At 50.0% G+C, this 23,235-nt stretch carries 24 protein-coding genes; all 24 read left to right on the top strand.

What is annotated here, in order from left to right; genetic code table 11:
• The first annotated feature begins 29 nt into the window (after positions 1–29).
• The 24 genes from NST37_RS15115 (at position 30) to NST37_RS15000 (ending at position 23,207) form a co-directional block, all read left to right on the top strand.
• The gene (locus NST37_RS15115; protein WP_003385912.1) at positions 30–1,085 is read left to right on the top strand and encodes a hypothetical protein; all 1,056 of its coding nucleotides are present in this window, start codon (positions 30–32) and stop codon (positions 1,083–1,085) included.
• A 190-nt stretch (positions 1,086–1,275) separates the two neighbouring features.
• Positions 1,276–2,436 carry an ADP-forming succinate--CoA ligase subunit beta gene (gene sucC, locus NST37_RS15110; protein WP_003385911.1) on the top strand — a complete coding sequence of 387 codons (1,161 nt, stop codon included), beginning with the start codon at positions 1,276–1,278 and terminating at the stop codon, positions 2,434–2,436.
• Positions 2,437–2,520: 84 nt separating this feature from the next.
• On the top strand, positions 2,521–3,423 hold the full coding sequence (sucD, locus tag NST37_RS15105) for a succinate--CoA ligase subunit alpha (RefSeq protein ID WP_003385910.1): 903 nt from the start codon (positions 2,521–2,523) through the stop codon (positions 3,421–3,423).
• Positions 3,424–3,641: 218 nt separating this feature from the next.
• On the top strand, positions 3,642–4,766 hold the full coding sequence (gene dprA / locus NST37_RS15100; protein WP_051925546.1) for a DNA-processing protein DprA: 1,125 nt from the start codon (positions 3,642–3,644) through the stop codon (positions 4,764–4,766).
• Between the two features lie 118 nt (positions 4,767–4,884).
• Complete coding sequence (topA, locus tag NST37_RS15095) at positions 4,885–6,963, top strand: type I DNA topoisomerase (protein WP_003385908.1); 2,079 nt, start codon at positions 4,885–4,887, stop codon at positions 6,961–6,963.
• A gap of 33 nt (positions 6,964–6,996) precedes the next feature.
• Positions 6,997–8,319 (top strand): FADH(2)-oxidizing methylenetetrahydrofolate--tRNA-(uracil(54)-C(5))-methyltransferase TrmFO, encoded by a 1,323-nt coding sequence (gene trmFO / locus NST37_RS15090; protein ID WP_003385907.1) that lies wholly within the window; start codon positions 6,997–6,999, stop codon positions 8,317–8,319.
• 55 nt (positions 8,320–8,374) lie between these two features.
• On the top strand, positions 8,375–9,316 hold the full coding sequence (gene xerC, locus NST37_RS15085) for a tyrosine recombinase XerC (protein ID WP_003385906.1): 942 nt from the start codon (positions 8,375–8,377) through the stop codon (positions 9,314–9,316).
• A 16-nt stretch (positions 9,317–9,332) separates the two neighbouring features.
• Positions 9,333–9,875 (top strand): ATP-dependent protease subunit HslV, encoded by a 543-nt coding sequence (gene hslV, locus NST37_RS15080; RefSeq protein ID WP_003385905.1) that lies wholly within the window; start codon positions 9,333–9,335, stop codon positions 9,873–9,875.
• Between the two features lie 19 nt (positions 9,876–9,894).
• On the top strand, positions 9,895–11,289 hold the full coding sequence (hslU, locus tag NST37_RS15075) for an ATP-dependent protease ATPase subunit HslU (protein WP_003385904.1): 1,395 nt from the start codon (positions 9,895–9,897) through the stop codon (positions 11,287–11,289).
• A 39-nt stretch (positions 11,290–11,328) separates the two neighbouring features.
• Positions 11,329–12,108 carry a GTP-sensing pleiotropic transcriptional regulator CodY gene (gene codY / locus NST37_RS15070; RefSeq protein WP_003385901.1) on the top strand — a complete coding sequence of 260 codons (780 nt, stop codon included), beginning with the start codon at positions 11,329–11,331 and terminating at the stop codon, positions 12,106–12,108.
• Positions 12,109–12,524: 416 nt separating this feature from the next.
• Entirely contained in the window at positions 12,525–12,938 is a 414-nt protein-coding gene (gene flgB, locus NST37_RS15065) for a flagellar basal body rod protein FlgB (protein ID WP_003385900.1), read from the top strand.
• A gap of 2 nt (positions 12,939–12,940) precedes the next feature.
• Positions 12,941–13,399, top strand: a complete 459-nt coding sequence (gene flgC / locus NST37_RS15060) for a flagellar basal body rod protein FlgC (RefSeq protein WP_003385899.1) — start codon at positions 12,941–12,943, stop codon at positions 13,397–13,399.
• A gap of 18 nt (positions 13,400–13,417) precedes the next feature.
• Positions 13,418–13,717, top strand: coding sequence for a flagellar hook-basal body complex protein FliE (gene fliE, locus NST37_RS15055; RefSeq protein WP_039070085.1), 300 nt, complete (start codon positions 13,418–13,420; stop codon positions 13,715–13,717).
• Between the two features lie 31 nt (positions 13,718–13,748).
• Entirely contained in the window at positions 13,749–15,329 is a 1,581-nt protein-coding gene (gene fliF / locus NST37_RS15050) for a flagellar basal-body MS-ring/collar protein FliF (protein WP_024983841.1), read from the top strand.
• A gap of 13 nt (positions 15,330–15,342) precedes the next feature.
• The gene (fliG, locus tag NST37_RS15045; RefSeq protein WP_003385895.1) at positions 15,343–16,356 is read left to right on the top strand and encodes a flagellar motor switch protein FliG; all 1,014 of its coding nucleotides are present in this window, start codon (positions 15,343–15,345) and stop codon (positions 16,354–16,356) included.
• Positions 16,340–17,158 (top strand): flagellar assembly protein FliH, encoded by an 819-nt coding sequence (gene fliH, locus NST37_RS15040; RefSeq protein ID WP_171506812.1) that lies wholly within the window; start codon positions 16,340–16,342, stop codon positions 17,156–17,158. Before fliG ends, fliH begins: the two co-directional genes overlap by 17 nt.
• Positions 17,155–18,474: a flagellar protein export ATPase FliI gene (gene fliI, locus NST37_RS15035; RefSeq protein ID WP_003385893.1), complete on the top strand. Its 1,320-nt coding sequence runs from the start codon at positions 17,155–17,157 to the stop codon at positions 18,472–18,474. Before fliH ends, fliI begins: the two co-directional genes overlap by 4 nt.
• Position 18,475: 1 nt before the next feature.
• Positions 18,476–18,922, top strand: a complete 447-nt coding sequence (fliJ, locus tag NST37_RS15030) for a flagellar export protein FliJ (RefSeq protein WP_003385892.1) — start codon at positions 18,476–18,478, stop codon at positions 18,920–18,922.
• A gap of 12 nt (positions 18,923–18,934) precedes the next feature.
• Positions 18,935–19,834 carry a hypothetical protein gene (locus tag NST37_RS15025; protein ID WP_003385891.1) on the top strand — a complete coding sequence of 300 codons (900 nt, stop codon included), beginning with the start codon at positions 18,935–18,937 and terminating at the stop codon, positions 19,832–19,834.
• 72 nt (positions 19,835–19,906) lie between these two features.
• Entirely contained in the window at positions 19,907–21,109 is a 1,203-nt protein-coding gene (locus tag NST37_RS15020) for a flagellar hook-length control protein FliK (protein WP_003385890.1), read from the top strand.
• A 24-nt stretch (positions 21,110–21,133) separates the two neighbouring features.
• Positions 21,134–21,529 carry a TIGR02530 family flagellar biosynthesis protein gene (locus tag NST37_RS15015; RefSeq protein WP_003385889.1) on the top strand — a complete coding sequence of 132 codons (396 nt, stop codon included), beginning with the start codon at positions 21,134–21,136 and terminating at the stop codon, positions 21,527–21,529.
• A gap of 93 nt (positions 21,530–21,622) precedes the next feature.
• Positions 21,623–22,441 (top strand): flagellar basal body rod protein FlgG, encoded by an 819-nt coding sequence (gene flgG, locus NST37_RS15010; RefSeq protein ID WP_003385887.1) that lies wholly within the window; start codon positions 21,623–21,625, stop codon positions 22,439–22,441.
• 67 nt (positions 22,442–22,508) lie between these two features.
• Positions 22,509–22,733: a flagellar FlbD family protein gene (locus NST37_RS15005; RefSeq protein ID WP_003385886.1), complete on the top strand. Its 225-nt coding sequence runs from the start codon at positions 22,509–22,511 to the stop codon at positions 22,731–22,733.
• A gap of 15 nt (positions 22,734–22,748) precedes the next feature.
• The gene (locus NST37_RS15000; RefSeq protein ID WP_003385884.1) at positions 22,749–23,207 is read left to right on the top strand and encodes a flagellar basal body-associated FliL family protein; all 459 of its coding nucleotides are present in this window, start codon (positions 22,749–22,751) and stop codon (positions 23,205–23,207) included.
• Positions 23,208–23,235 lie beyond the last annotated feature (28 nt).

Genomic DNA, 23,235 nt, shown 5'->3' with positions numbered 1-23,235 from the left:
AAAAGCGAACACGATGGGGAGGTACCTGCATGAAGGGGAATTTGCGTACGTATCTGTTCCCGGTACTAATGGCCGGGTTACTCTTGGCTGGGTGCGCAGAAAACACGAATGGACAACCAGCTGACATGAAAAAACAGATGGATAACGAACTTGGGTCGGTTGAAAAGGTTACCGTACTGTCTACGGATGGTGTAGAAGTTCCGCTGGAATTGCAAAAGTTTCTCAAGGAATTGCCCGAGCAGGGAGGAGACCTGCACAAGTCTGATCAAGTACTGACCCGCGATGAAATCAGATATACCCTTGTTTTGTACCGGTCAAAGCAGGCTCCGTTGGTTGTCGAAGTGGGAGAGCAGGCCAGTCAATATGGAGAAAATACATACCGGGGACAGGGTGCCGTGAAGCTGTACCAATGGATTTACCGTCAGGCTGGAGTCGGCTTGCTGTCGGGCACATACAAGAATGCAGTGCTTTCTGCTGTCGATCTGAACCAAACAATGTCCTTGGATAATGGACAGACAGAAATGGTCCAGCAGACGTTTTTAGCGGCAGAACCACTCATAGAGAAGGAAAAACGGCAGTATCCGCTACATCCGTACTATCAACTGAGGGTAGACACCGGGGAGAGAATGCTGGACGCGACTTTGCTTACACCAACGATGATTGCCATTCCGTTCGGACGGGAGACCCAATATTACCGGATTCAAGGTTCGCTGTTTTCCAAGCTGACCCAATGGATGCCTCCCCGGAAAACGACCGATGATTCTTTTCAGCAGCTTTATCAAGCCACTTCGATACGCTTGATCGCCACTGGGGACGAGAAAGTGCCAGCGTTGGAAAAAAAGCCGACAGAGACTACAGTTGAGCAAGGAATGGCTCATCAATGTATCCGCCTGTTAAAAAACAGCGTCGCCCTGACAAAAGTACCTCAAAATGTAGGGAAAGAAAGGTTTCAGTTAACGTTTTTGGTAGGAGAGAAAAATCATACCATACATTTTTTTGACGACTATTTCCGTTACGAAGGGAAATGGTACTCCCAAAACAAGCTTGATGAAGAAATGATCCGGCTCCTCGGAGCAAAAAAGTAAGAGCCGAATTTCATGAAGTTCACCTCATATGGTCAGGATAAAAGAGAAGAAACCGATCATGACACTACCACTTTTGCGAATTTTGTCGTAGAATAGTCATGTTGCACTGATAGTGGCAGTTTTTATCATGCGCAAAAAGCGTTTGGCACGGTTGGACTGCCGATCTTTATCTGCCATAGGAGGATGGAGAATGAACATTCATGAGTATCAAGGCAAACAGATACTTAAGCAGTACGGTGTAAAAGTTCCTGAGGGAAAAGTTGCTTTCACTGTCGATGAAGCGGTTGAAGCGGCAAAAGAGCTGGGCACAGCGGTTGTTGTGGTGAAAGCGCAAATCCATGCAGGTGGCCGTGGTAAGGCTGGCGGCGTGAAAGTTGCGAAAAACCTCGACGAGGTTCGTACATACGCCCAAGAGATCCTCGGCAAAGTTCTGGTGACTCACCAAACCGGTCCAGAAGGAAAAGAAGTAAAACGCCTCTTGATCGAACAAGGCTGCGACATCAAGAAAGAATACTACGTGGGTGTGGTAGTTGACCGTGCAACGGGTCGTGTCGTTATGATGGCATCCGAAGAGGGCGGTACTGAAATCGAAGAGGTTGCAGAGCGCTCCCCTGAGAAAATCATCAAAGAAGTAATCGATCCGGTAACTGGTCTGACTGCTTTCCAAGCACGCAAACTGGCTTATGCCATCAACATTCCAAATGAACTCGTTAACAAGGCTGTCAAGTTCATGATGAGCTTGTATCAAGCATTTGTTGACAAAGATTGCTCCATCGCTGAAATCAACCCGCTTGTTGTTACCGGCGACGGCGAAGTTATGGCACTGGATGCCAAGCTGAACTTCGACAGCAACGCTCTGTTCCGCCACCCTGACATCCAAGAGCTGCGCGATCTGGACGAAGAAGATGAGAAAGAAATCGAAGCTTCCAAATACGACCTGTCCTACATCGCACTCGATGGAAACATCGGCTGCATGGTAAATGGTGCGGGTCTTGCCATGGCAACCATGGATATCGTGAAATTCTACGGTGGCGACCCTGCCAACTTCCTCGATGTAGGCGGCGGCGCAACGGAAGAAAAAGTAACGGAAGCATTCAAGATCATCCTGAAAGACCCGAAAGTAAAAGGGATCTTCGTCAACATTTTTGGCGGTATCATGAAGTGCGATGTCATCGCAAATGGTGTCGTGGCCGCTGCCAAACAAGTGAAACTGGATCGTCCGTTGGTTGTGCGTCTGGAAGGTACCAACGTCGATTTGGGTAAAAAGATTCTTAACGAATCCGGTCTGAACATCGTGGCTGCCGAGTCCATGGCAGATGGCGCTGAAAAGATCGTAGCGTTGGTAAAATAACAAACATTCCCTGACGTACAGGTTCGAAAGGCCATATTTTCGAGCGGTATCTACACGTGATGAAAAAGGTGGGAAATATACGCGATGAGTATTCTTGTTAATAAAGACACGAAAGTCATTACCGTAAACATTACTGGTGCAACTGGTCGTTTCCATGCACAAGGTGCAGTCGAGTACGGAACAAAAATGGTCGGCGGCGTAAACCCTGGCAAAGGCGGCATGGAAGTCGATGGCATTCCTGTATTCAACACTGTGCAAGAAGCAGTGGAAAAGACAGGCGCGACCGTTTCTGTGATTTACGTTCCGGCTGCTTTCGCTGCTGACTCCATCATGGAGTCTGTAGATGCAGGTCTTGATCTGGTAATCTGCATCACCGAAGGCATCCCTGTTCTGGACATGGTGAAAGTAAAACGCTATATGGAAGGCAAAAAGACAAAACTGATCGGACCAAACTGCCCTGGCGTTATCACTCCGGGCGAGTGCAAGATCGGTATCATGCCAGGCTACATCCATAAGCCAGGTAAAGTGGGTATCGTTTCCCGTTCTGGTACCTTGACTTATGAAGCGGTTCACCAAACCTCTACCCGCGGCATCGGTCAATCTACCGCTGTAGGTATCGGTGGAGACCCTGTAAAAGGCATGGAGTTCATTGACGTTCTGGAAATGTTCAATGAAGATCCGGATACCGAAGCAGTAATCATGATCGGTGAAATCGGTGGTACAGCCGAAGAGGAAGCAGCAGAATGGATCAAAGCCAACATGAAAAAACCGGTTATCGGTTTCATTGGCGGTCAAACAGCGCCTCCAGGAAAGCGCATGGGCCACGCTGGTGCGATCATTTCCGGCGGTAAAGGAACAGCTGCTGAAAAAATTGCCAAACTGGAAGAGTGCGGTGTTCGCGTAGCGAAAACCCCTGCAGTAATTGGCGAAACGCTGGTTGAAGTACTGAAAGAACGCGGACTTCTCGAAAAAGTAATGAGCAACTAAGCAGGATTCCTGCTTTAGCCATAGAAAGGACAGGCCTTGTGCCTGCCCTTTCTTTTTTTGTCCCGGGTCCAATGTTGTCAAATCAGCTCATGTTTTGTTATAAAAGCTCCGACAAACGTCGACTACTAGAAAAAAACGCATATCCAGGTTTTCTAGAGTGACTCTCTGTCTCTTTGTAAAATTAATGAAAAAGGGGCTCAAGGGAGAGTGGAGAAGGGATGACACCTGTCGGAAACGAAGAAGAGATTGCCTGGTATTGCGGGCTTGTGGGCATTCCGGGGCTGGGAAGAAAAAGGCTTCGAGAGTTATATGAGAAGCATGGGTCATTTACGGCAGTGGGCAAAGGGTGGCGTCAGGTTGCGGCAGAAGCCGGATTCCCCGTCAAGCTGATCGGAGCGGGAGTAGAACGGCTGAGCGGAGTGCATTCAGAAAGACGTCTGACTTTTTTAAGACAAAACGGTATCGGTGTGATCGGATGCTGGGAAGAGGTGTTTCCTCCTCTGCTGCGAAACATTTCCGATCCCCCGCTTGCACTCTTTTACAAAGGAAATATCGAATTGATCGCCGGGCCTGCGATTGGCATTGTCGGGTCCAGAAAGCCAACGCCCTACGGCCGGGCCGCTTGCGCACAACTGGTCAAGGAGCTTTGTGGCAAAGGTCTGGTTATCGTCTCCGGTCTTGCTCACGGGATTGATGCAGAGGCGCATCGGACTGCCCTGCGGATGAAAGGAGCGACAATCGGCGTATTGGGATGCGGCATCGACGTCGTTTACCCTGCCGCCCACCGTCCCTTGTTCCGAGAGGTTGAATCCGCAGGCCTGCTTGTCTCCGAGTATCCGCCGGGTGTGCCGCCGGTACCTGGCCTGTTTCCCGAGCGCAACCGGATTATCAGCGGTTTAAGTGTAGGGACAGTGGTCGTTGAGGCGGCGGAGAGGAGCGGGTCGTTGGTTACAGCGGATTGTGCGCTCGAGCAGGGGCGAGAGGTTTTTGCTGTGCCCGGACCCATATTTTCCGAGGTAAGCGCTGGGCCGAATAACTTGGTGAAACAAGGTGCAAAGCTAGTAACAGGCATTGAAGATGTTCTCGATGAGCTGCCACCTTATTGGAAAGCGGTCATTGCGAGCAAGAAAAAGGGTTCGGGTGCTTTCGCGGACGGGAAAGTCGCACTGGATGACGAGGAACAACGGCTTTTTCAGCATATCCGCCACGAACCGATCCATATGGATGAAGTAGGCCGACGTCTTTCCGGGGCTGATCAGGCCTGCTTGTTTCGGACATTACTAAAGCTGGAAAGTAAAAATGTGATTGCCAGCCTACCGGGAGGATATTATGTGAGACGATAGTCACTTTCTCCCGGAATCGCTGGAATCCTCCCGAAGCCTTCATGCTTCAAGTGTTTGACAAATCGGATAAGCATATTTAATAATAGGGGAGATTCCTTACAGAAAGGGGAGGAAAAAGATGGCTGACACGCTAGTGATTGTCGAATCCCCGGCGAAAGCAAAAACAATTGGAAAATATTTGGGAAGCAAATATATAGTGAAAGCGTCCATGGGCCATGTACGCGACCTCCCAAAAAGCCAAATGGGCGTTGATGTTAATCAGCAGTTTCAACCGAAATACATAACCATTCGCGGCAAAGGCGACGTTTTGAAAACCTTGAAGGACGCTGCGAAAAAAGTGAAAAAAGTCTATCTCGCAGCCGACCCGGACCGCGAAGGGGAGGCCATCGCCTGGCACCTGGCTCAATATCTTGGCCTTGATATGAACCAGCCTCTGCGGGTTGTTTTCAATGAAATCACGAAAGACGCCATCAAGGAGGCTTTCAAGCATCCTCGCCATATCAATATGGACCTGGTGAATGCCCAGCAGGCGAGACGAATTCTGGACCGTCTCGTCGGCTACAATATCAGCCCGATACTTTGGAAAAAGATCCGCAAAGGATTGAGCGCAGGGCGGGTTCAAACTGTCACTGTCAAGATGATTGTGGATCGGGAAAGAGAAATTCAACAGTTTATTCCCGAAGAGTATTGGACGATCAGCAGCATGTTAATCAGCAAAGGAAAAGTTTTTGAAGCCAAATTTTACGGGATTGGCGACGAAAAAACAGAGTTGAAGTCCGAAGCCGACGTCAAACAGGTGATCGAGCAGATCGGCAATCATCCTTACCTGGTGAAAAAGGTGACCAAGCGGGAAAGAAAGCGAAATCCGGCTCCGCCTTTTATTACCAGCTCGCTTCAGCAGGAAGCGGCTCGGAAGCTGAATTTCCGAACAGCCAAAACGATGAGGATTGCCCAAGAGCTATACGAAGGGATTGACCTGGGCAACAAAGAGGGAGCGGTAGGTCTAATTACCTACATGCGTACGGATTCCACGCGAATTTCCGTGACTGCTCAAAATGAAGCAAAAGAGTACATCCTGGAGAATTTCGGTGCAGACTACATATTGACGGAACAGAGAACACAAGCGAAAAACGAGAACGCTCAGGATGCTCACGAAGCGATTCGCCCGACTTCCGTGCTGCGGACGCCCGACCAGTTGAAAGAGGTCCTCAGTCGGGATCAGCTCCGCTTGTACCGCTTGATCTGGGAGCGCTTCCTGGCGAGCCAGATGGCTTCCGCCGTTTTGGATACGATGAGTGTGGATATTGATGTAAACGGGGTGACCTTCCGCGCCACCGGTTCCAAGGTAAAATTCCCCGGATTCATGAAGGTATATATAGAAGGAAGCGACGACAATAAAGAGGAAGAATCATTCCTGCCTCCAATTGAAGAAGGAGAATCCCTTGAATTGAAGGAGATCGAGCCCACCCAGCACTTCACCCAGCCTCCTCCGCGCTATTCGGAAGCAAGGCTGATCAAGACGCTGGAGGAGCAAGGAATCGGACGTCCTTCCACTTATGCTCCAACACTCGAAACCATTCAAAAGCGTGGCTACGTTGCCTTAGAGGAGAAACGCTTTCTGCCGACAGAACTCGGAGAGCTCGTCGTTACCATGATCGAGGAGTTCTTTCCGGAGATTGTCGATGTTGAATTTACGGCAAATATGGAATCGGATCTGGACGGAGTCGAAGAAGGTATTGCAGATTGGGTAAAGGTGCTGGACCAGTTTTATCAAGACTTTGCAAAACGGTTGTCAGTCGCTGAAGAACAGATGGAAGAAGTCGAGATCAAAGATGAAGAATCAGACGAGTTCTGTGAGCTGTGCGGAAGCGTCATGGTTTACAAGCTCGGACGTTTCGGGAAGTTTCTCGCTTGCTCCGGGTTCCCGGACTGCAGGAATACCAAGCCGATTGTCAAAGAAATCGGCGTAAAGTGCCCAAACTGTGAAACCGGATCGATTATCGAACGTAAATCCAAGAAGAACCGTATTTTCTATGGATGCAACCGATATCCAGACTGTGATTTCGTCTCTTGGGATAAACCGATTGCACGTCCTTGCCCGAAATGCAGCAGCCTGCTGGTCGAAAAGAAACGCAAGAAGCAGGGCGTCAGCGTGGTGTGCACCAATTGCGATTACCAGGAAGAAGCAGATTCCTAAGCGGATTCCTGAGAACGTATGGAGGATAACAGCATGACAAAACAACCGTATGTAACTGTGGTCGGCGCCGGGCTTGCAGGAAGTGAAGCAGCCTGGCAGATCGCCGAATCGGGTGTACACGTCAAACTGTACGAAATGCGCCCGACAAAGCAGACGCCGGCCCATCATACCGATAAATTTGCCGAACTCGTTTGCAGCAACTCTTTGCGTGCCAACTCGCTGACCAATGCAGTAGGCGTGTTAAAGGAAGAAATGCGCCGATTCGAATCTGTCATCATTGGCGCTGCGGATAAATGTGCCGTACCTGCTGGCGGGGCGCTGGCAGTCGATCGGCATGAATTTGCCCAGTATGTGACCGACGCTGTGCGGAACCATCCGCTGATTGAAGTAATGACAGAAGAAGTTTCAGAGATCCCGGACGGTATCGTCGTAATTGCGACGGGACCGCTTACCTCGCCCGCTTTGTCTGAAAGGCTCAAGTCTTTGACAGGAGAGGAGTACCTGTACTTTTACGATGCAGCTGCTCCCATTATTGAGAAAGATTCCATCGACATGGAGAAGGTCTTTGTGGCTTCGCGCTATGACAAAGGCGAAGCCGCGTACCTCAACTGCCCGATGTCGGAGGAGGAATTCAACCGCTTCTACGATGCCCTGATCGAAGCCGAGGCTGTTCCGCTCAAGGATTTTGAGAAGGAAATTTTCTTTGAGGGCTGCATGCCGATCGAGGTTATGGCAAAAAGAGGCCGTCAAACGATGCTGTTTGGCCCGTTAAAGCCTGTCGGACTGATCGATCCGCGCACCGGAAAACAGCCGTATGCGGTAGTGCAGCTTCGTCAGGACAACAGTGCGGCAACCCTTTACAACATCGTCGGATTCCAGACGCATCTGAAATGGCCGGAACAAAAACGCGTCTTTTCGATGATTCCAGGTCTAGAGAACTGCGAGATCATCCGCTACGGCGTCATGCATCGGAATACGTTTATCAATTCCCCTAAGCTGTTGAAGCCGACCTATCAGTACAAGGACCGGGATACACTGTTTTTTGCGGGACAGATGACTGGTGTGGAAGGTTACGTAGAATCGGCCGCGTCGGGCTTGCTTGCTGGACTGAATGCTGCCAGACTGGCAAAAGGCGAGGAATTGCTCGTACTGCCTCCGGAAACGATCATGGGCAGCATGGCACGCTACATCACGACAACCGATCCAAACAATTTCCAACCGATGAATGCCAACTTCGGGCTGGTGCCGGAACTCGAGAAGCGCATTCGCAATAAACGGGAGAAAAACGAAAAGCTCGCTGAGCGGGCGCTAGACACAATTCAGAATTTTACACAAAAACGACACAAATTAGGTTGATATCAGATTTTTGGCTATGTTACTATATAGGTGCCTTTGAGGAGGTGCGCGTCAGATGGACAATTCACAGCAAATATCCACGGAAATTGATATGTTTGTGGACTATTTGCGTGTCGAAAAAAACGCCTCTACTCATACGGTGAAGCATTACGTGGCAGATATCAGCGAATTCGTCGCCTTTATGGAACAGCACCAAATCCCTGTATTTGCTGCTGTTTCTTATTTGCACGGCCGCTCCTTTCTCGCTCATTTGGCTAAAAAGGGTCTATCGCGGCGCAGCATCGCCCGCAAGCTGTCCAGTTTGCGAAGTCTGTACCGTTTTTTGTTAAGGGAAGGTCAACTGGCGCAAAATCCGTTTCAATTGGTATCGACACCAAAAGTGGAGAAGAAACTGCCATCCTTCCTGTATCCGAACGAAATCCAATCGTTTTTTGACCTGCCTGACACTTCGACCCCACTTGGCATGCGGGATCGGCTCATTTTCGAGCTGTTGTATGCAAGTGGGATTCGCGTGTCGGAGCTGGTAACACTAACATTGGAAGCGGTAAACCCAAGCATGGGGATTGCTCTTGTTTACGGGAAGGGTGCGAAGGAGAGATATGTTCCAATCGGCAGTTATGCGTGCGACATTCTTCGGCAATACCTAGATAATGGAAGGAAGAAGCTTCTTGCCGGCAAGGCTGACCACGGGTACCTTCTTCTCAATTATCGCGGGGAGCCGCTCTCCGACCGCAGTGTCCGCCGTATCGTCGACAAGCATGTGGAGGCCCACGCGCTCAATCTGCGCGTATCGCCGCATACGTTTCGCCACACATTTGCTACCCATCTCCTGAATGGAGGTGCGGATTTGCGTACGGTGCAGGAACTGCTTGGTCACGTCAATATTTCGACAACCCAGGTGTACACGCATGTGACCAAGGAACGGTTGCGCCACGTTTACGACGCAGCCCATCCACGTGCGGGTCATTCCCGTCCAGGATCGGCCGGAAGTACATAAGCGGGAGGAATCTGCAATGGAACAGTTTCATGCTACTACAATTTTTGCCATACACCATAACGGAGAAGCGGCCATGGCTGGCGACGGTCAAGTCACGTTCGGCAACAGCATGGTAATGAAGCACGGCGCTAAAAAAGTAAGACGGTTGTATCGCGGTGAGGTGCTGGCCGGTTTTGCCGGCTCGGTAGCAGACGCGATCACCCTGTTTGAAAAGTTTGAAGCAAAGCTGGAGGAGTACCACGGCAATCTGCAAAGAGCTGCTGTGGAACTGGCAAAGGAATGGCGAATGGACAAAGTCCTCAGGAGACTGGAAGCGATGATGATCGTTTGCAACAAAAATAATCTGCTTTTGATCTCTGGAAACGGTGAAATCATCGAGCCGGACGACGGTATTCTAGCCATTGGGTCAGGAGGAAGCTTTGCGCTTGCTGCAGGCAGGGCGTTGAAACGGTATGCGCCGCATCTGAGTGCGAGAGAGATTGCCGAAGCTTCTTTGCGGACAGCTGCTGAGATTTGCGTATTCACCAACGACAATCTCGTTGTCGACGAGATGAAGTGAAAGGAAGGGAGGACTCCTGGTGCTGAGCCTTGAACAATTAACCCCGCGTAAGATTGTAGAGCATCTGGACAAATACATCGTCGGACAAGGTCAAGCCAAAAAAGCGATAGCCGTGGCCTTGCGCAACCGATATCGCCGGAACATGCTTCCGGAGCATATGAGGGATGAAGTCATACCGAAAAACATCCTGATGATCGGGCCGACAGGTGTGGGGAAGACAGAAATCGCTCGCAGGATTGCCAAATTGACGGGCGCGCCTTTTATCAAGGTCGAGGCCACCAAATTTACGGAAGTCGGATACGTAGGCCGTGACGTAGAGTCGATGGTTCGGGATTTGATAGAGGCAGCAATCCGCACTGTAAAACAGGAGAAGATGGAATCCGTAAAGGAAAAGGCCGAGAAACTGGCCAACGAGGCCATCGTAAATATCCTCGTTCCAACGCGAAAGCAGCAGCAGTCATTTAAAAACCCGCTGGAAATGTTGTTCGGAGGCGGACAACAGCAACAGCAATCATCTGAACCCGAGGACGTTTCCATTGAACAGCAGCGACGTCAGGTTAAGTGGCAGCTGGAGGCTGGACAACTGGAAGATCAGATGATTGAGATCGATGTGGAGGACCAATCCCCCTCCATGTTTGATATGTTCCAGGTTCCGGGTACAGAACAAATGGGGATGCAAATGCAGGATATGTTGGGCAATCTTTTGCCGAAGCGGACGAAGAAGAGAAAATTGCGAATTAAAGATGCACGAAAGGTATTAATTCAGCAAGAAGCGCAAAAACTGGTGGATATGGATGAAGTCACGCAGGAGTCGATTCGGCGTGCCGAGAACCACGGCATCATCTTTATTGATGAAATCGACAAGATCGCCGGCAAGGATGGGAGAGGCCCCGACGTATCGCGTGAAGGTGTGCAGCGAGACATCCTGCCCATCGTGGAAGGCTCTACCGTGATGACAAAATACGGTCCCGTAAAGACTGACTTTGTTTTGTTTATCGCAGCTGGCGCTTTCCACATCGCCAAACCGTCCGATTTGATTCCGGAGCTGCAGGGACGTTTTCCGATCCGGGTCGAGCTCACCAGCTTGCGGGTGGAGGATTTCGTCAGGATTTTGACGGAACCGAAAAATGCGCTGTTGAAGCAATACATCGCTCTTCTCGAAACAGAAGGGATTCGGGTCGATTTTACCCCGGATGCCATTTCGGAGATTGCCCGATTGGCCGCAGAAGTGAATCAGTCAACCGACAACATCGGTGCGAGACGGCTTCACACCCTGTTGGAAAAGCTTTTGGAAGACCTTTCTTTTGAGGCCCCTGACATTCATCTGGATGTGGTGCAGATCACGCCTGAGTATGTGCGTGAAAAGCTTGGCTCTATCGTTGGCAACAAGGACTTGAGCCAATACATCCTATAAAACATACGATGGTCAATTATTGACTGGGAGGAAACCATAATGGATCTGTTGTCAAAAACAAGAAGAATTAACCGTCTGCTGCAAAAGTCAGCGGGACACGCGGTCAATTTTAGTGAAATGGCCCAAGTATTAAGCGATGTAATTGAAGCAAATATTTTCGTGGTCAGCCGCAAGGGAAAACTGCTCGGTTTCTCGATCCACCAAGAAGTGGACAACGAGCGCATCCGTAAAATGCTCGAAGAACGCCGCTTCCCTGAAGAGTACAGCCTTGGCTTGCTCAAAGTGGAAGAGACGTCCGCAAACCTGGATGTGGACAGCCCGTACACCATTTTCCCAGTGGAGATGAAAGAAGTATTCCGCACAGGCTGGACGACATTGGTTCCGGTAATGGGCGGCGGTGATCGACTCGGTACCCTGATCCTTGGACGCGTCAACAACCCGTTTGTCGACGATGACCTGATTCTCGCAGAGGTAGGGGCAACTGTCGTCGGTATGGAAATTTTGCGTGAACGTTCCGAGGCAATTGAGGAAGAAGCACGCAGCAAAGCAGTTGTGCAAATGGCGATCGGTTCCCTGTCTTACAGTGAACTGGAGGCTGTTGAACATATTTTTGAGGAGCTGGAAGGAAAAGAAGGTCTTCTTGTCGCTTCGAAAATTGCAGACCGCGTGGGCATTACCCGTTCTGTCATTGTAAATGCACTGCGGAAGCTGGAGAGTGCTGGCGTGATCGAATCCCGTTCCTTGGGTATGAAAGGGACCTTCATTAAGGTTCTGAATGAGAAGCTGCTTCCAGAACTGGAAAAGCTGAAAACTTCATGACATTTTTTTGGCTCCAGGTAAGCGGGCTATGCAAATAAATAGGTTTCAAATGAATATATAACGGGAATAGGTAAGGTGTAGCTAAACGTGCTACACCTTTTTTCTAGGTATTTGTACCTAGATATTTGTCGAAATTGGGGGAATTAAATCGAAACGGTCAAAAATTATTAACTAAAAAAGCTAGTTTATTCAAATATATGTAAGGTTCTTTTACAATTTTCCATCACACTAACAAAAATAGGGAGCATCAGGGATTTAGTCCCATTGAATCATTTTGTCACAACTTGTGAGAATAGGGCTTTTTTCGCCATAGCAGTTTTGCTATGATTGAGTCGTATTCTTGTGTCGAATTAACAGGAAAAAATGGAATATTTGTGGGAATGGAGCGAAAGCAAGATTGGGGGAGTTTGGAAAAAATGCTAGTCAGTAACCATTTAGGAATCTTGGAGCGATCTTTGGACGCCGCTATGCTTCGACAAAGAACGATAGCCAACAACGTTGCTAACATTGACACCCCGCAATTTAAGAGCAAGCAGGTTGTGTTCGAAGACCTACTGAAACAAGAGATGAATGGGGCTTCAGGACAACAAAAACTGCAGGCGTATCGTACTAATGCCCGGCATATCCCGTTTGCCGACAGCGGTTTGAATGTGGTGCCGAGAATTGTCTCCAACCCAGAGAACTTCGTTCAAAACAATGGCAATGACGTGGATCTTGAGTTTGAGATGAGCGAGTACGCCAAAAACCAGATCTGGTACAATGGGTTAACCCAATTGACTGCAGGGCATTTTCAAAAATTGCGCAGCGTAATTGAAGGCGGAGGTAGATAAGAATGAGTTTGTTCCAAGGGCTTGATACAAGCGCTTCCGCTCTGACTGCAAACCGGCTCAGACTGGATACAATTGCAGCGAACGTGGCCAACGCAAATACGACCCGCGCTACATTTGTAAACGGGGCTTGGCAGCCTTACAAAAGAAAAATGGTTGAGCTGTCCCCGAAAGCGCCCAGCCAGTCCTTCGACAGTGTACTGCAAGGAGCGATTGGCATGGTGTCCGGCAGAACGGAGCAGGGAGTGAGGGTAACGTCCATTCGCGAAGACAATACCCCATTTAAGCGGGTATACGATCCGACACATCCGGATGCGGATGCGGACGGATATGTTCTGATGCCGAATGTGGACATGATGAAGGAAATGGTCGATATGATTTCCGCATCGAGAGCTTATGAAGCGAACGTTACCATACTGAACGGTGCGAAGAGCATGATGATGAAAGCACTGGAAATCAAGTAGGGAAAGGAGTAAGAACGGATGGATATTAACGCGCTTTCCCGGATTGGCGGAGTGCAGCCTCAAATCCAGACCAAGACCTATACGCCGGATGAGGTAAGCAAATCATTCTCAGCGTATCTTTCCGATGCACTGAACCAAGTCAACCAGGCCCAGGTAGAATCGGCAAATTTGGCAGACAAGTTTGCGATGGGACAAGTTCAGGATGTCCATCAGGTCATGATTGCAGGGCAGAAGGCCTCTGTCATGCTGCAAATGACCATGCAAGTTCGTAACAAAGTCATAGAATCCTATCAGGAAATCATGCGCATGCCACTTTAATGTTTTGGCGGTATCATTGGTGAGGTGAACCATGAACGAGCGTCTAGCACTATATAAAGATCAAGCTTTGGCGAAATGGAACCAGCTGCCTGCTAAACAGAAATGGATGATTTCCGGTATCGCGCTGTTTTTGCTCATATCACTTGGCCTATACATATACATCGCTTCTCAGCCGGTGTACAAGCCGTTATACAACCAGCGGTTAAGTGAACAGGAAATCGGGATCATCAAGCAGGAACTGGAAGGAAAGAAAGTTCCATTTCGAATTACAGACAACGGCACAAGTATAGAAGTGCCAGAAAAAATGGCTCAGGATGTCATAGTTGACTTGGCTGCACAAGGGATCCCCAGCGAAGCAGGCATCAACTCAGAAATATTTTCTAACACCCTGGGAGTAACAGACCGTCAGTTTGACGTGATGAAAAAAGAAGCTTTGCAGCAAGAACTGAGAAAAATGCTGGAACGGGTAAAAGGTGTTCGCACCGCGCAGGTAATGATTACTCTGCCGCAGGAAAGCGTTTGGGTGACGGAGACACCTGATAGCGCGACAGCTTCGGTCATCGTTGATGTCGAGCCCGGAACCAGACTGGATCAAAAACAGATCAACTCCTTGTATCTGCTTGTTTCCCGCAGCGTACCCAAGCTGTCGCCTGAAAACATTACCATTTCCGACCAGTACTCCAATCTGCTGGAGCGAACTGACGGCAGTGAACCAGAAGGAAACCTGACAGCTTACGAGCAGCAAGAGAAGATCAAAGCAGATGTGGAAAGAAAGATCCAGCAAAATTTGTACACGCTCTTGGGCACGATTATGGGCAGAGACAAAGTCATTGTTCATACCTTTATCAGCATGAACTTTGACAAGGAAAACCGTGTTGAGAATCTGGTTGAAGCGCCAGACAAGGAAAACAACGAAGGACTTATCATCTCATCGCAAAAATTATCGAAAACCTTTAGCGGCCAGGGCGCCCCTCCCGGAGGAATCGCGGGAACGGGAGCGAACGACACGCCAGGCTACCCGGGCAGTACGCCGCAGGGCAACAACAGTCAGTATGAAGAACTGAATGACACGATCAATCGGGAAGTCAACCGGATCACCCGCAATATTTCAATGAGTCCCTATAAAATCGATGACATCACGATCAACGTTGGGGTAGAACCACCCGAAGGCGGACAGCTCGACGAACAAACTATCGACAGTATCAAGCAAGTCCTTCGCAATGTGGTTCGCGTTACGTTAAGCGACAAAGGCATAGATTTGACACAAGAAGAACTGGACAAGCACATCTCTGTTCTGCCGCGTCCATTCTCCGGAAAAGTCGCAGTTGATGGTTCCGGAAGTCTGACTCCTGCCCTCTTGTATGGTACGGGTGCTGTAGCCTTGCTGGCTCTCGGAGCGGTTGCCTACCTGATCTACCGCAGACGCCGCCAGGCCAAACAGCAAGAAGAGGAAGTCGCAGATGTCATGTCGATGCAACCGACGGAGGTACCCGATTTAACCTATCAAGACGATACAGATCAGGCAGTGGTGCGGAAACAACTGGAAAAATTGGCGCGCAGCAAGCCGGACGAATTCGTTGTTTTGCTTCGTACTTGGTTAGCTGAAGATTAAGGAGTGAAAGCAAATGGCTCGCGGCGCAAAAGAATTGTCAGGAAGACAGAAGGCTGCGATCCTGCTCATCTCTCTCGGGCCGGAAATCTCCGCCCAGGTGTTCAAGCACCTCAGAGAGGACGAGATCGAGCAGCTCACGTTGGAAATTGCCAACGTTCGTAAGGTAGACGCGGATGAAAAGGACAAGATCTTGGCAGAATTCCATCAGATAGCGGTCGCTCAGGAAGTCATCTCTCAAGGCGGAATTACGTACGCCAAGGAGATCCTGCAAAAAGCACTTGGCGAGACCAAGGCAATGGACATCATTAACCGCTTGACAGCAAATCTTCAGGTTCGTCCATTCGACTTTGCAAGAAAAGCGGACCCAGGCCAGATCCTGAACTTTATCCAAAATGAGCATCCGCAAACAATTGCGTTAGTTCTTTCTTATCTGGAACCTCAACAGGCAGCGATGATTCTCTCCGCGCTTCCTCAAGAGAGACAAGCGGAGGTAGCAAAGCGCATCGCCTTGATGGACAGCACGTCACCGGAGGTTATCACGCAAGTGGAGCAGGTTCTGGAACAAAAACTGTCAGCCACCGTTACTCAGGATTATACCCAGGCTGGTGGTATCGAAGCGATTGTCGCTGTTCTTAATGGTGTAGACAGAGGTACAGAGCGGACGATTCTGGATTCTTTGGAAATACAAGACCCAGAGCTGGCAGAAGAGATCAAAAAGCGTATGTTTGTCTTCGAGGATATCGCTACTTTGGACAACCGCTCCATTCAGAGGGTTATCCGCGATGTGGAAAATGCAGATCTCCAGCTTGCGCTTAAAGTTGCCAGCGAAGAAGTCCGTGAAGTTATCTTCCGGAACATGTCCAAACGGATGGCAGATACATTCAAAGAAGAAATGGAATTTATGGGACCTGTCCGTCTGCGTGATGTAGAGGAAGCGCAGTCCCGTATCGTCGCGATCATTCGCCGCCTGGAAGAAGCGGGTGAGATCATCATCGCTCGCGGCGGAGGAGATGATATCATTGTCTAGGATTATCAAGCTGTCTCACTATCAGACATCGGACGAATCTTTTCTTCTCTCTGTGAAGTCTACACACATACAGACGGTTGAATCGGATGAAAGGTTGCAAGAAAATCTACAAATTGTAAAAAATGCAGAAGAAGAAGCCGGAATAATTCTCCAGGATGCGGAAGAAACCGCGCAGGGACAGCTTCGCGAAGCGATGGAGCAGGCTGAAAAAATTCGGCAGGATGCCCTTGCGGAGATTGAACAGTGGTGGGAAAACAAACGGCAGGAAGCAGCTGCGCTTTTTTCCGAAACCGAAGCACAAGCCCGAGAACAAGGGTTTCAAGCCGGTCTTCAGGATGGCAAGCAGCTGGCATGGGAGGAAGAGCGTGAAAAGGTAGAAGAAGCTCGGAATCTGTTGGAGTTTGCCCACCGGGAGAAAGAGCGAATCATCTCTGAAGCTGAACCGTTCCTGGTGGAGTTAAGCCTGGAAATTGCAAAAAAAATTATCGGCAATGAGTTGAGCGCATCTCCGGAAGCTGTCCTTGAGATCGTAAAAAATACGCTTCAGCGTTCGCGGGTGCACGGTGAAATAACTGTCTGCGTCAATCAGCGTCACTTTGACTTTGTTCAGCAGCACCGCCCGCAGCTGCTTGCGCTTTTGGATGGACAAGCAGAGATTGCGATTTACCCTGACCACACGGTAGATGAGGGCGGCTGTGTCATCCGCACCCCGCTGGGCAGCGTGGATGCCCGGATTGATACGCAATTGACAGAAATCAGACAAGCGCTGCTGGATATTGCCAAGGGAAGTGACGAGGCATGACTGTTCTTGATGTAGGCAAGTACAGACATATCCTGCAAGGAATAGATCCGGTACGCGTCAATGGAAAGGTTACCCAGGTAGTAGGGTTGACGATCGAATCGCAGGGACCGGAGGTTAAGCTCGGAGAAATTTGCCATATCTATGCAAGTCAAAGCGAGGAACCGATTGCAGCAGAAGTTGTCGGCTTTCGAGACAATAAAGTGCTGATGATGCCGCTCGGAGAACTGACCGCAATCGGGCCGGGCAGTGATGTTGTAGCGACTGGCCGCTCTCTCCACGTCAAAGTAGGCCCGGAAATTCTCGGACGAATTCTCGATGGGCTCGGCCGTCCGCTCCAGGGCAGCCTTCCGCTGGGCCTTGCTTCATATCCTACATCGAACATGCCGCCAAATCCGTTGTTGCGGCCGCGTATTCAGGAGCCGCTTAGTGTCGGAGTGCGGGCGATTGATGGATTGTTGACAGTCGGAAAAGGTCAGCGCGTAGGGATTTTCGCCGGGTCTGGTGTCGGTAAGAGTACATTGATGGGCATGATCGCCCGCAATACGACAGCCGACATTAACGTGATCGGATTGATCGGGGAGCGCGGGCGCGAGGTCATGGAGTTTATCGAACGCGACCTCGGTGAAGAGGGGTTGAAAAGATCGGTCGTCGTAGTCGCGACTTCGGATCAACCCGCTATGATACGGATCAAGGGTGCCATGATCGCGACCTCGATCGCCGAGTATTTCCGGGATCGCGGGCTCAATGTCATGATGATGATGGATTCAGTGACTCGCTTTGCCATGGCGCAGCGCGAGATTGGGCTGGCCATCGGGGAGCCACCTGCGACTCGTGGTTATACGCCTTCCGTCTTTGCCATGCTGCCAAAGCTGCTGGAACGTGCGGGTACAGCAGACAAGGGAAGTATTACAGCCTTTTATACTGTACTCGTTGATTCTGATGATATGAACGATCCGATTGCCGATGCTGTTCGCGGAATTTTGGACGGGCATATCGTCCTTGACCGGAAAATCGCCCACAAAGGCCACTTTCCGGCGATCGATGTGATGGCAAGCGTCAGCCGGGTGATGAACGAAATTTGTACAGACGATCATCTGGAGGCAGCCCGTCAGTTGAAGCGGTATTTGGCTACCTATAAGGAAGCAGAGGATTTGATCAATATTGGAGCATACAAGCCGGGCACGAACAGGGAGATTGACCAGGCGATTCGTTACCGAGATGTGATCAGAGATTTTACGATGCAGGGCACCCATGAGCCTTCGGATCTCCAAAGTGCCATTAAGGCGCTGACAGCTCATTTCGGGGGAGTGAACTAGTGTGAAGGTGTTCCAGTTTCATCTCCAGAAGGTTTTGGATGTGAAAGAGAAAGAGAAGGAACAGGCTGAATGGGACTTCGGCAAGTCAATCCAAAGAAAGAATGAAGAAGAGTGGAAGCTGGGGCAGCTGCATGAGCTCCATGAAGAAGCGACAGGGATGCTGCACTCCGTTCAAGCCGAGCCTGTCAGTGTTGCACACCTTATGGAGATTACGCGGTATCGCCAGTCAGTCGAGCGTTCTATCCACAACCAGAAGCAAATGGTGTATGGATGCGTACGCGAAATGGAACGGTGTCAAATGCTCTTGACAGAGCGCATGAAAGAAACGCAATTGTGGCATAAGCTCCGGGAGAGGGCCCATGGGCAGTATCTCGAGGCTGAAAAACAACGGGAACAAAAAGAGATGGACGAAATTGGCACGCAGCTCTATCTTCGCAAAAGCAACTGATGGAGGTTCACTATGGAAGAGATCCAAGAAGAACGGGAATACAGCAGGTGGGAATGGTTCTTTTACATGATTGTCATCCCTGCTCTGTTTGCCACACTCCTTGGGGGGGTCTTTCTCAGCTTTCTGGGTGTCAACGTCTTGGGACAAGTGCTTACATGGGCAAACAGCATTCCCTACGTGGAAAAATTAGTTCCCGACGATTATGCGGCAGGCGATGGAGAAGCACCAATGGTAGATAAGGGAAAACAGGTACAAAGCCTGCAGGAAGAACAAGCAAAAAGCCAGCAAACCATCGCCAGCTTGCAAGGAGAAGCAGAGAAGAAGGACGCCACCATTCAAGCGCTGGAGAAACAAGTTCAGGATTTGCAAAAAATGATCGAGGACAAGCGGACGACAGAGGAAGAACGCCAAAAGCAGTACCAGGATTTGGCGAAGCTGTATTCTACGATGTCGCCGAAAAACGCGGCTGCCATCGTAGAGAATTTAAGTCTGGAAGAAGCCGTTACGGTGATGAAGAAGATGAAGGCGGATCAGCAGGCGAACATTTTGGCCAAAATGGACCCGAAAAAAGCTGCTGATATCTCGATCCTGCTGAAGGACTCGGTTGTAAACAAAGACGACGACATCGCAGCCTTGCAGGAGAGAGTTCAAGTGCTGACAAAAGCGCTGAGCGAAACGAGGAAAGATACGACCAGCTTGGACGCGCTTGTTCAGACATTTTCACAGATGCCCGCCGAGGATGCGGCCTCCATTATCCGCTCGCTCATGGGGACCAATAAGAACCGTGCAATCTCGATTCTGGCGGGCATGTCCAATGACAAACGGGCGTCTATCCTGGCGGCCGTAGCCAAGGAAGACAGCAAAAAGAAAGAAGATGTAGCAGCCCGAATTACCAGCGAGTTGCTTCGATAAGCGGAGAAGAGCCTAAAGCTTGTTCGCTTGTCGTTTTCCATAAGCAACAAAAAACAAGAGGAGGTGACAGAGATGAATGTAGCCAATGTCGCTGCGCCAGCAGTACCCGCTTCGGTAGGAACATCTGCAAACGGTTCAGCCATTCTGACGGGGACGGCTGGTCAGCAACTGCCTGGGACTCTGGAGAATTTGTTTGCCATGCAGATGATGTCAGCTCTCGAACAATTAGAGGGAATGGAGGATGCTGTCATTCAGGTTGAAGCGGACGGAATGGACACAGAAGACCAGGAAGAAATTGCTGAATTGCTAGCCATGCTCCAACAGTTGTTTGCAACGTCGCAGTCCCAGAGCCATGACATCGTCAATTCGTTGGAAGCAAAGACAAAAGAGCTGGCTGACATGATGAACAAGCTTCCGAAGACAGCGGTCTTGTCTGACAGTCAAGTTCAGAACTTGCTAGCTACGTTCACTCAACGGGGACTTTCCCAAGCAACAGCAGAAAAGCTGGCCAATTTTATGGCGGCGCTCAACCAATCCAATGAGACTATGCCCCAAGGCCTTGTGCCCGCTCGTTCAAAGGAACAGTCGACTGCAGCGTATATGTCACAGCGGACAAACCTGATGTCGACGATGCAGCCGGTGCGCGTGTCACACGCATTGTCCAGCTACCAGGCCGAGGCCGGTGTGCAGGCGAAAACAGCCGCTCCAACCAGCCAGCAGCAAACGGCAGATTTCATGATGGAGCCAGACGCCAATCCTTTGACTGCACAACAGAACAATCCGAATGTGCAAACGTTTGGGCAAAAAGGAAATGTTCCGACTGGCGGCCATCCAATCCACGCGAATCAGTTCAGCCAGCAGGTGACACAGTTGTTTGTGAAGCAAATGAAGCTGACGCAAGTGGACGGGGTGCACGAGGCAAGGCTGATCTTGTATCCGCAGTCTCTCGGACAGGTTGACGTCAAAATCACTTCCCATAACGGGATGATTACCGCTCATTTTTCCGCGGAAACAACCGCCGGAAAAGAATTGCTGGACAACCAGCTGCCTCAGCTGCGCGCTGCATTGACGCAGCAAGGACTGCAAGTCGACCGTCTGGAGGTAAATCAGCAGCAACAGGCTGGAAGCTTGCCATTTCAGCAGCAGCAACGAGAACGCCAGCAGCAGCAAAACAATGAAAATCAGCAAAGCGACAGGCAGGACAAAGCTGAATTCTCGCTCGATGCTCTTGTAGAAGGCAGCGATGAGATCAGTAAAATCGGTTATTCCGGCTAAGGAATAGGACAAGGAGGAACCGCCATGCACTCGTTTAACGTCGGGCAGACCTACTTTCCTGTCAAACCAAGCCATACCGTACCTGCACGTTCAGGCAGTTCTGCGACAAACGGGAAAGCCTTTCGCGACTACCTGACGGAATCTGTTGAGAAAGCCAAGAGGTCTCAGGAGATCACTTTCAGTCAGCATGCGTTGAACCGTTTGAATGAAAGAGGAATCAGCCTGGATGAGACCAAGATGGACCGTCTGGCTGGCGGCGTCAAAAAGGCTGCCGACAAAGGCGCAAGGGAATCTCTGATCATGATGGACAATGTAGCGTTCGTGGTCAGCATCCAGAATCGGAAAGTGATTACTGCCGTAGATGACGGACGAATGAAGGATAGCGTTTTTACCAATATAGACAGTGCTGTGTTTGTGTAACGAATGAGGGCTGGACCTCTTCGGAGGAAGCCTGCGGACTGCCGACTGACTGAAGCAGTCAATTACTGAATATTATCGAGGAGGAATCGCATTATGCTGCGTTCTATGTATTCGGGCATCTCAGGTTTGCGCGGATTTCAGACAAAACTAGATGTGATCGGCAACAACATCGCCAACGTGAATACCGTAGGCTTCAAAAAAGGACGCGTCATGTTCCAGGACATTCTCAGCCAGAACATCGCGGGAGCGACAGCGCCAGCAGATCAGGGAGGGAAAGGCGGTACAAACCCGATTCAAATCGGTTTGGGGTCGCAAATGGCTTCAATTGATACTGTCTTCTCTGCCGGCAGCCCTATGCAAACGAACCTGCCAACCGATTTGTCCATTGAAGGCGACGGCTTCTTCATGGTAACGCCCGACGATGGCACTACCTTCTACTATACGCGGGCAGGGAACTTTACCCGGGATTCGCAAGGATACTTGGTAAACTCCCAGGGTCTCAAGCTCGTAGACAGCGGTGGAGGAACCATTCAAATCCCGCAGGACACCTACGTTTCCTATTCGATTGGAAAAGATGGGGTGGTCACTACGGTTGACGCGCAAGGTGCTTTGGACACGCCGTTCACTATTGGCGTCATGAAATTCAACAATCCGGGCGGGCTCAAAAAAATCGGCAATTCCTTGTATGAAAATACGAACAATGCTGGCCCATTCGATGGTGCTCCTGATACGCCGATCACAGCTGCTCAGGCTCAAGTAAGCATCATCTCCGGACAGCTGGAAATGTCCAACGTTGACCTGTCCGAGGAATTCACCGAGATGATCGTTGCTCAGCGCGGATTCCAGGCAAACTCCCGGATCATTACGACATCTGATACGGTACTGGAAGAACTGGTGAATCTGAAACGATAATGTGTAAAGGGGATCGGGGAGTGAAGCTGCTTGCTTCCTCCCCCCTACAACCCGAAAGGAGCGGCAGATGATCCAACTAACCCGATTCAACGGCGCACAGTTTTACTTGAACGCGACGCACATAGAGACGGTGGAGTCCACTCCCGATACGGTTATCACCTTGCTTACGGGGAAAAAGCACATCGTGAAAGAAACGGCAGAGGAAGTGATCGCGCGGATCCTGCGTTTCTACCAGCACGCGTTCCCGGCGTTTACACCGCCGCGCATGCCGGAAGACGATTCCATTGAATAGCGGGAGGCGCAAAAAATGTTTCAAAATCGCTTGTTTAACATGGCCCTTATCATCATTATTGCGATATCGCTTCTAGGAGTCATATCGTTCGTGCTCTGGCAAACCTATCTCTCCCCTGCAGCACAATCAGCAAGCCATGACGAATCCAAAGAGGTAAAGGCTCTTTCGGCCAAGGAAATGCAAGAGTACTCGGTTGACACTGGCGAGATTACCACAAACCTGCTCTCCAAAAACTACATCATCGTTCGTTTCACCATCACTGCGGACAGCAGCAGTTCCAAGGAAGAGCTGGAGCAACGCCTGCCTCAGGTGAACCAGATTATCATCAAGACACTAGCAGGTCTGGAACCCGATGACATCAAGGGAACAGAGGGAATCAACAAGCTGGAAGCCAAAATCATGAACGAGATTAGCGCATTGATGCAGGAAGGCAAAATCGTTCAGGTAATCACAACGAAACAGCTCCTATCTTAACAAATGATGAATGAATACATAGCAAGGG

This window comes from Brevibacillus sp. FSL K6-6036, assembly GCF_037964015.1.
Taxonomy (GTDB): domain Bacteria; phylum Bacillota; class Bacilli; order Brevibacillales; family Brevibacillaceae; genus Brevibacillus; species Brevibacillus borstelensis.
Note: the sequence above shows the minus strand (reverse complement) of the source record. Positions and strands in the feature narration are given on the sequence as shown.

Coding starts and splice junctions, on each gene's coding strand:
- fliE (WP_039070085.1), top strand. CDS start 13,418: ATGGATATTAACGCGCTTTCCCGGATTGGCGGAGTGCAGCCTCAAATC.
- NST37_RS15020 (WP_003385890.1), top strand. CDS start 19,907: ATGAATGTAGCCAATGTCGCTGCGCCAGCAGTACCCGCTTCGGTAGGA.
- fliG (WP_003385895.1), top strand. CDS start 15,343: ATGGCTCGCGGCGCAAAAGAATTGTCAGGAAGACAGAAGGCTGCGATC.
- flgG (WP_003385887.1), top strand. CDS start 21,623: ATGCTGCGTTCTATGTATTCGGGCATCTCAGGTTTGCGCGGATTTCAG.
- sucD (WP_003385910.1), top strand. CDS start 2,521: ATGAGTATTCTTGTTAATAAAGACACGAAAGTCATTACCGTAAACATT.
- sucC (WP_003385911.1), top strand. CDS start 1,276: ATGAACATTCATGAGTATCAAGGCAAACAGATACTTAAGCAGTACGGT.
- NST37_RS15015 (WP_003385889.1), top strand. CDS start 21,134: ATGCACTCGTTTAACGTCGGGCAGACCTACTTTCCTGTCAAACCAAGC.
- codY (WP_003385901.1), top strand. CDS start 11,329: ATGGATCTGTTGTCAAAAACAAGAAGAATTAACCGTCTGCTGCAAAAG.
- NST37_RS15005 (WP_003385886.1), top strand. CDS start 22,509: ATGATCCAACTAACCCGATTCAACGGCGCACAGTTTTACTTGAACGCG.
- NST37_RS15115 (WP_003385912.1), top strand. CDS start 30: ATGAAGGGGAATTTGCGTACGTATCTGTTCCCGGTACTAATGGCCGGG.
- NST37_RS15025 (WP_003385891.1), top strand. CDS start 18,935: ATGGAAGAGATCCAAGAAGAACGGGAATACAGCAGGTGGGAATGGTTC.
- dprA (WP_051925546.1), top strand. CDS start 3,642: ATGACACCTGTCGGAAACGAAGAAGAGATTGCCTGGTATTGCGGGCTT.
- NST37_RS15000 (WP_003385884.1), top strand. CDS start 22,749: ATGTTTCAAAATCGCTTGTTTAACATGGCCCTTATCATCATTATTGCG.
- fliH (WP_171506812.1), top strand. CDS start 16,340: ATGATATCATTGTCTAGGATTATCAAGCTGTCTCACTATCAGACATCG.
- trmFO (WP_003385907.1), top strand. CDS start 6,997: ATGACAAAACAACCGTATGTAACTGTGGTCGGCGCCGGGCTTGCAGGA.
- topA (WP_003385908.1), top strand. CDS start 4,885: ATGGCTGACACGCTAGTGATTGTCGAATCCCCGGCGAAAGCAAAAACA.
- flgB (WP_003385900.1), top strand. CDS start 12,525: ATGCTAGTCAGTAACCATTTAGGAATCTTGGAGCGATCTTTGGACGCC.
- fliI (WP_003385893.1), top strand. CDS start 17,155: ATGACTGTTCTTGATGTAGGCAAGTACAGACATATCCTGCAAGGAATA.
- flgC (WP_003385899.1), top strand. CDS start 12,941: ATGAGTTTGTTCCAAGGGCTTGATACAAGCGCTTCCGCTCTGACTGCA.
- hslV (WP_003385905.1), top strand. CDS start 9,333: ATGGAACAGTTTCATGCTACTACAATTTTTGCCATACACCATAACGGA.
- xerC (WP_003385906.1), top strand. CDS start 8,375: ATGGACAATTCACAGCAAATATCCACGGAAATTGATATGTTTGTGGAC.
- fliF (WP_024983841.1), top strand. CDS start 13,749: ATGAACGAGCGTCTAGCACTATATAAAGATCAAGCTTTGGCGAAATGG.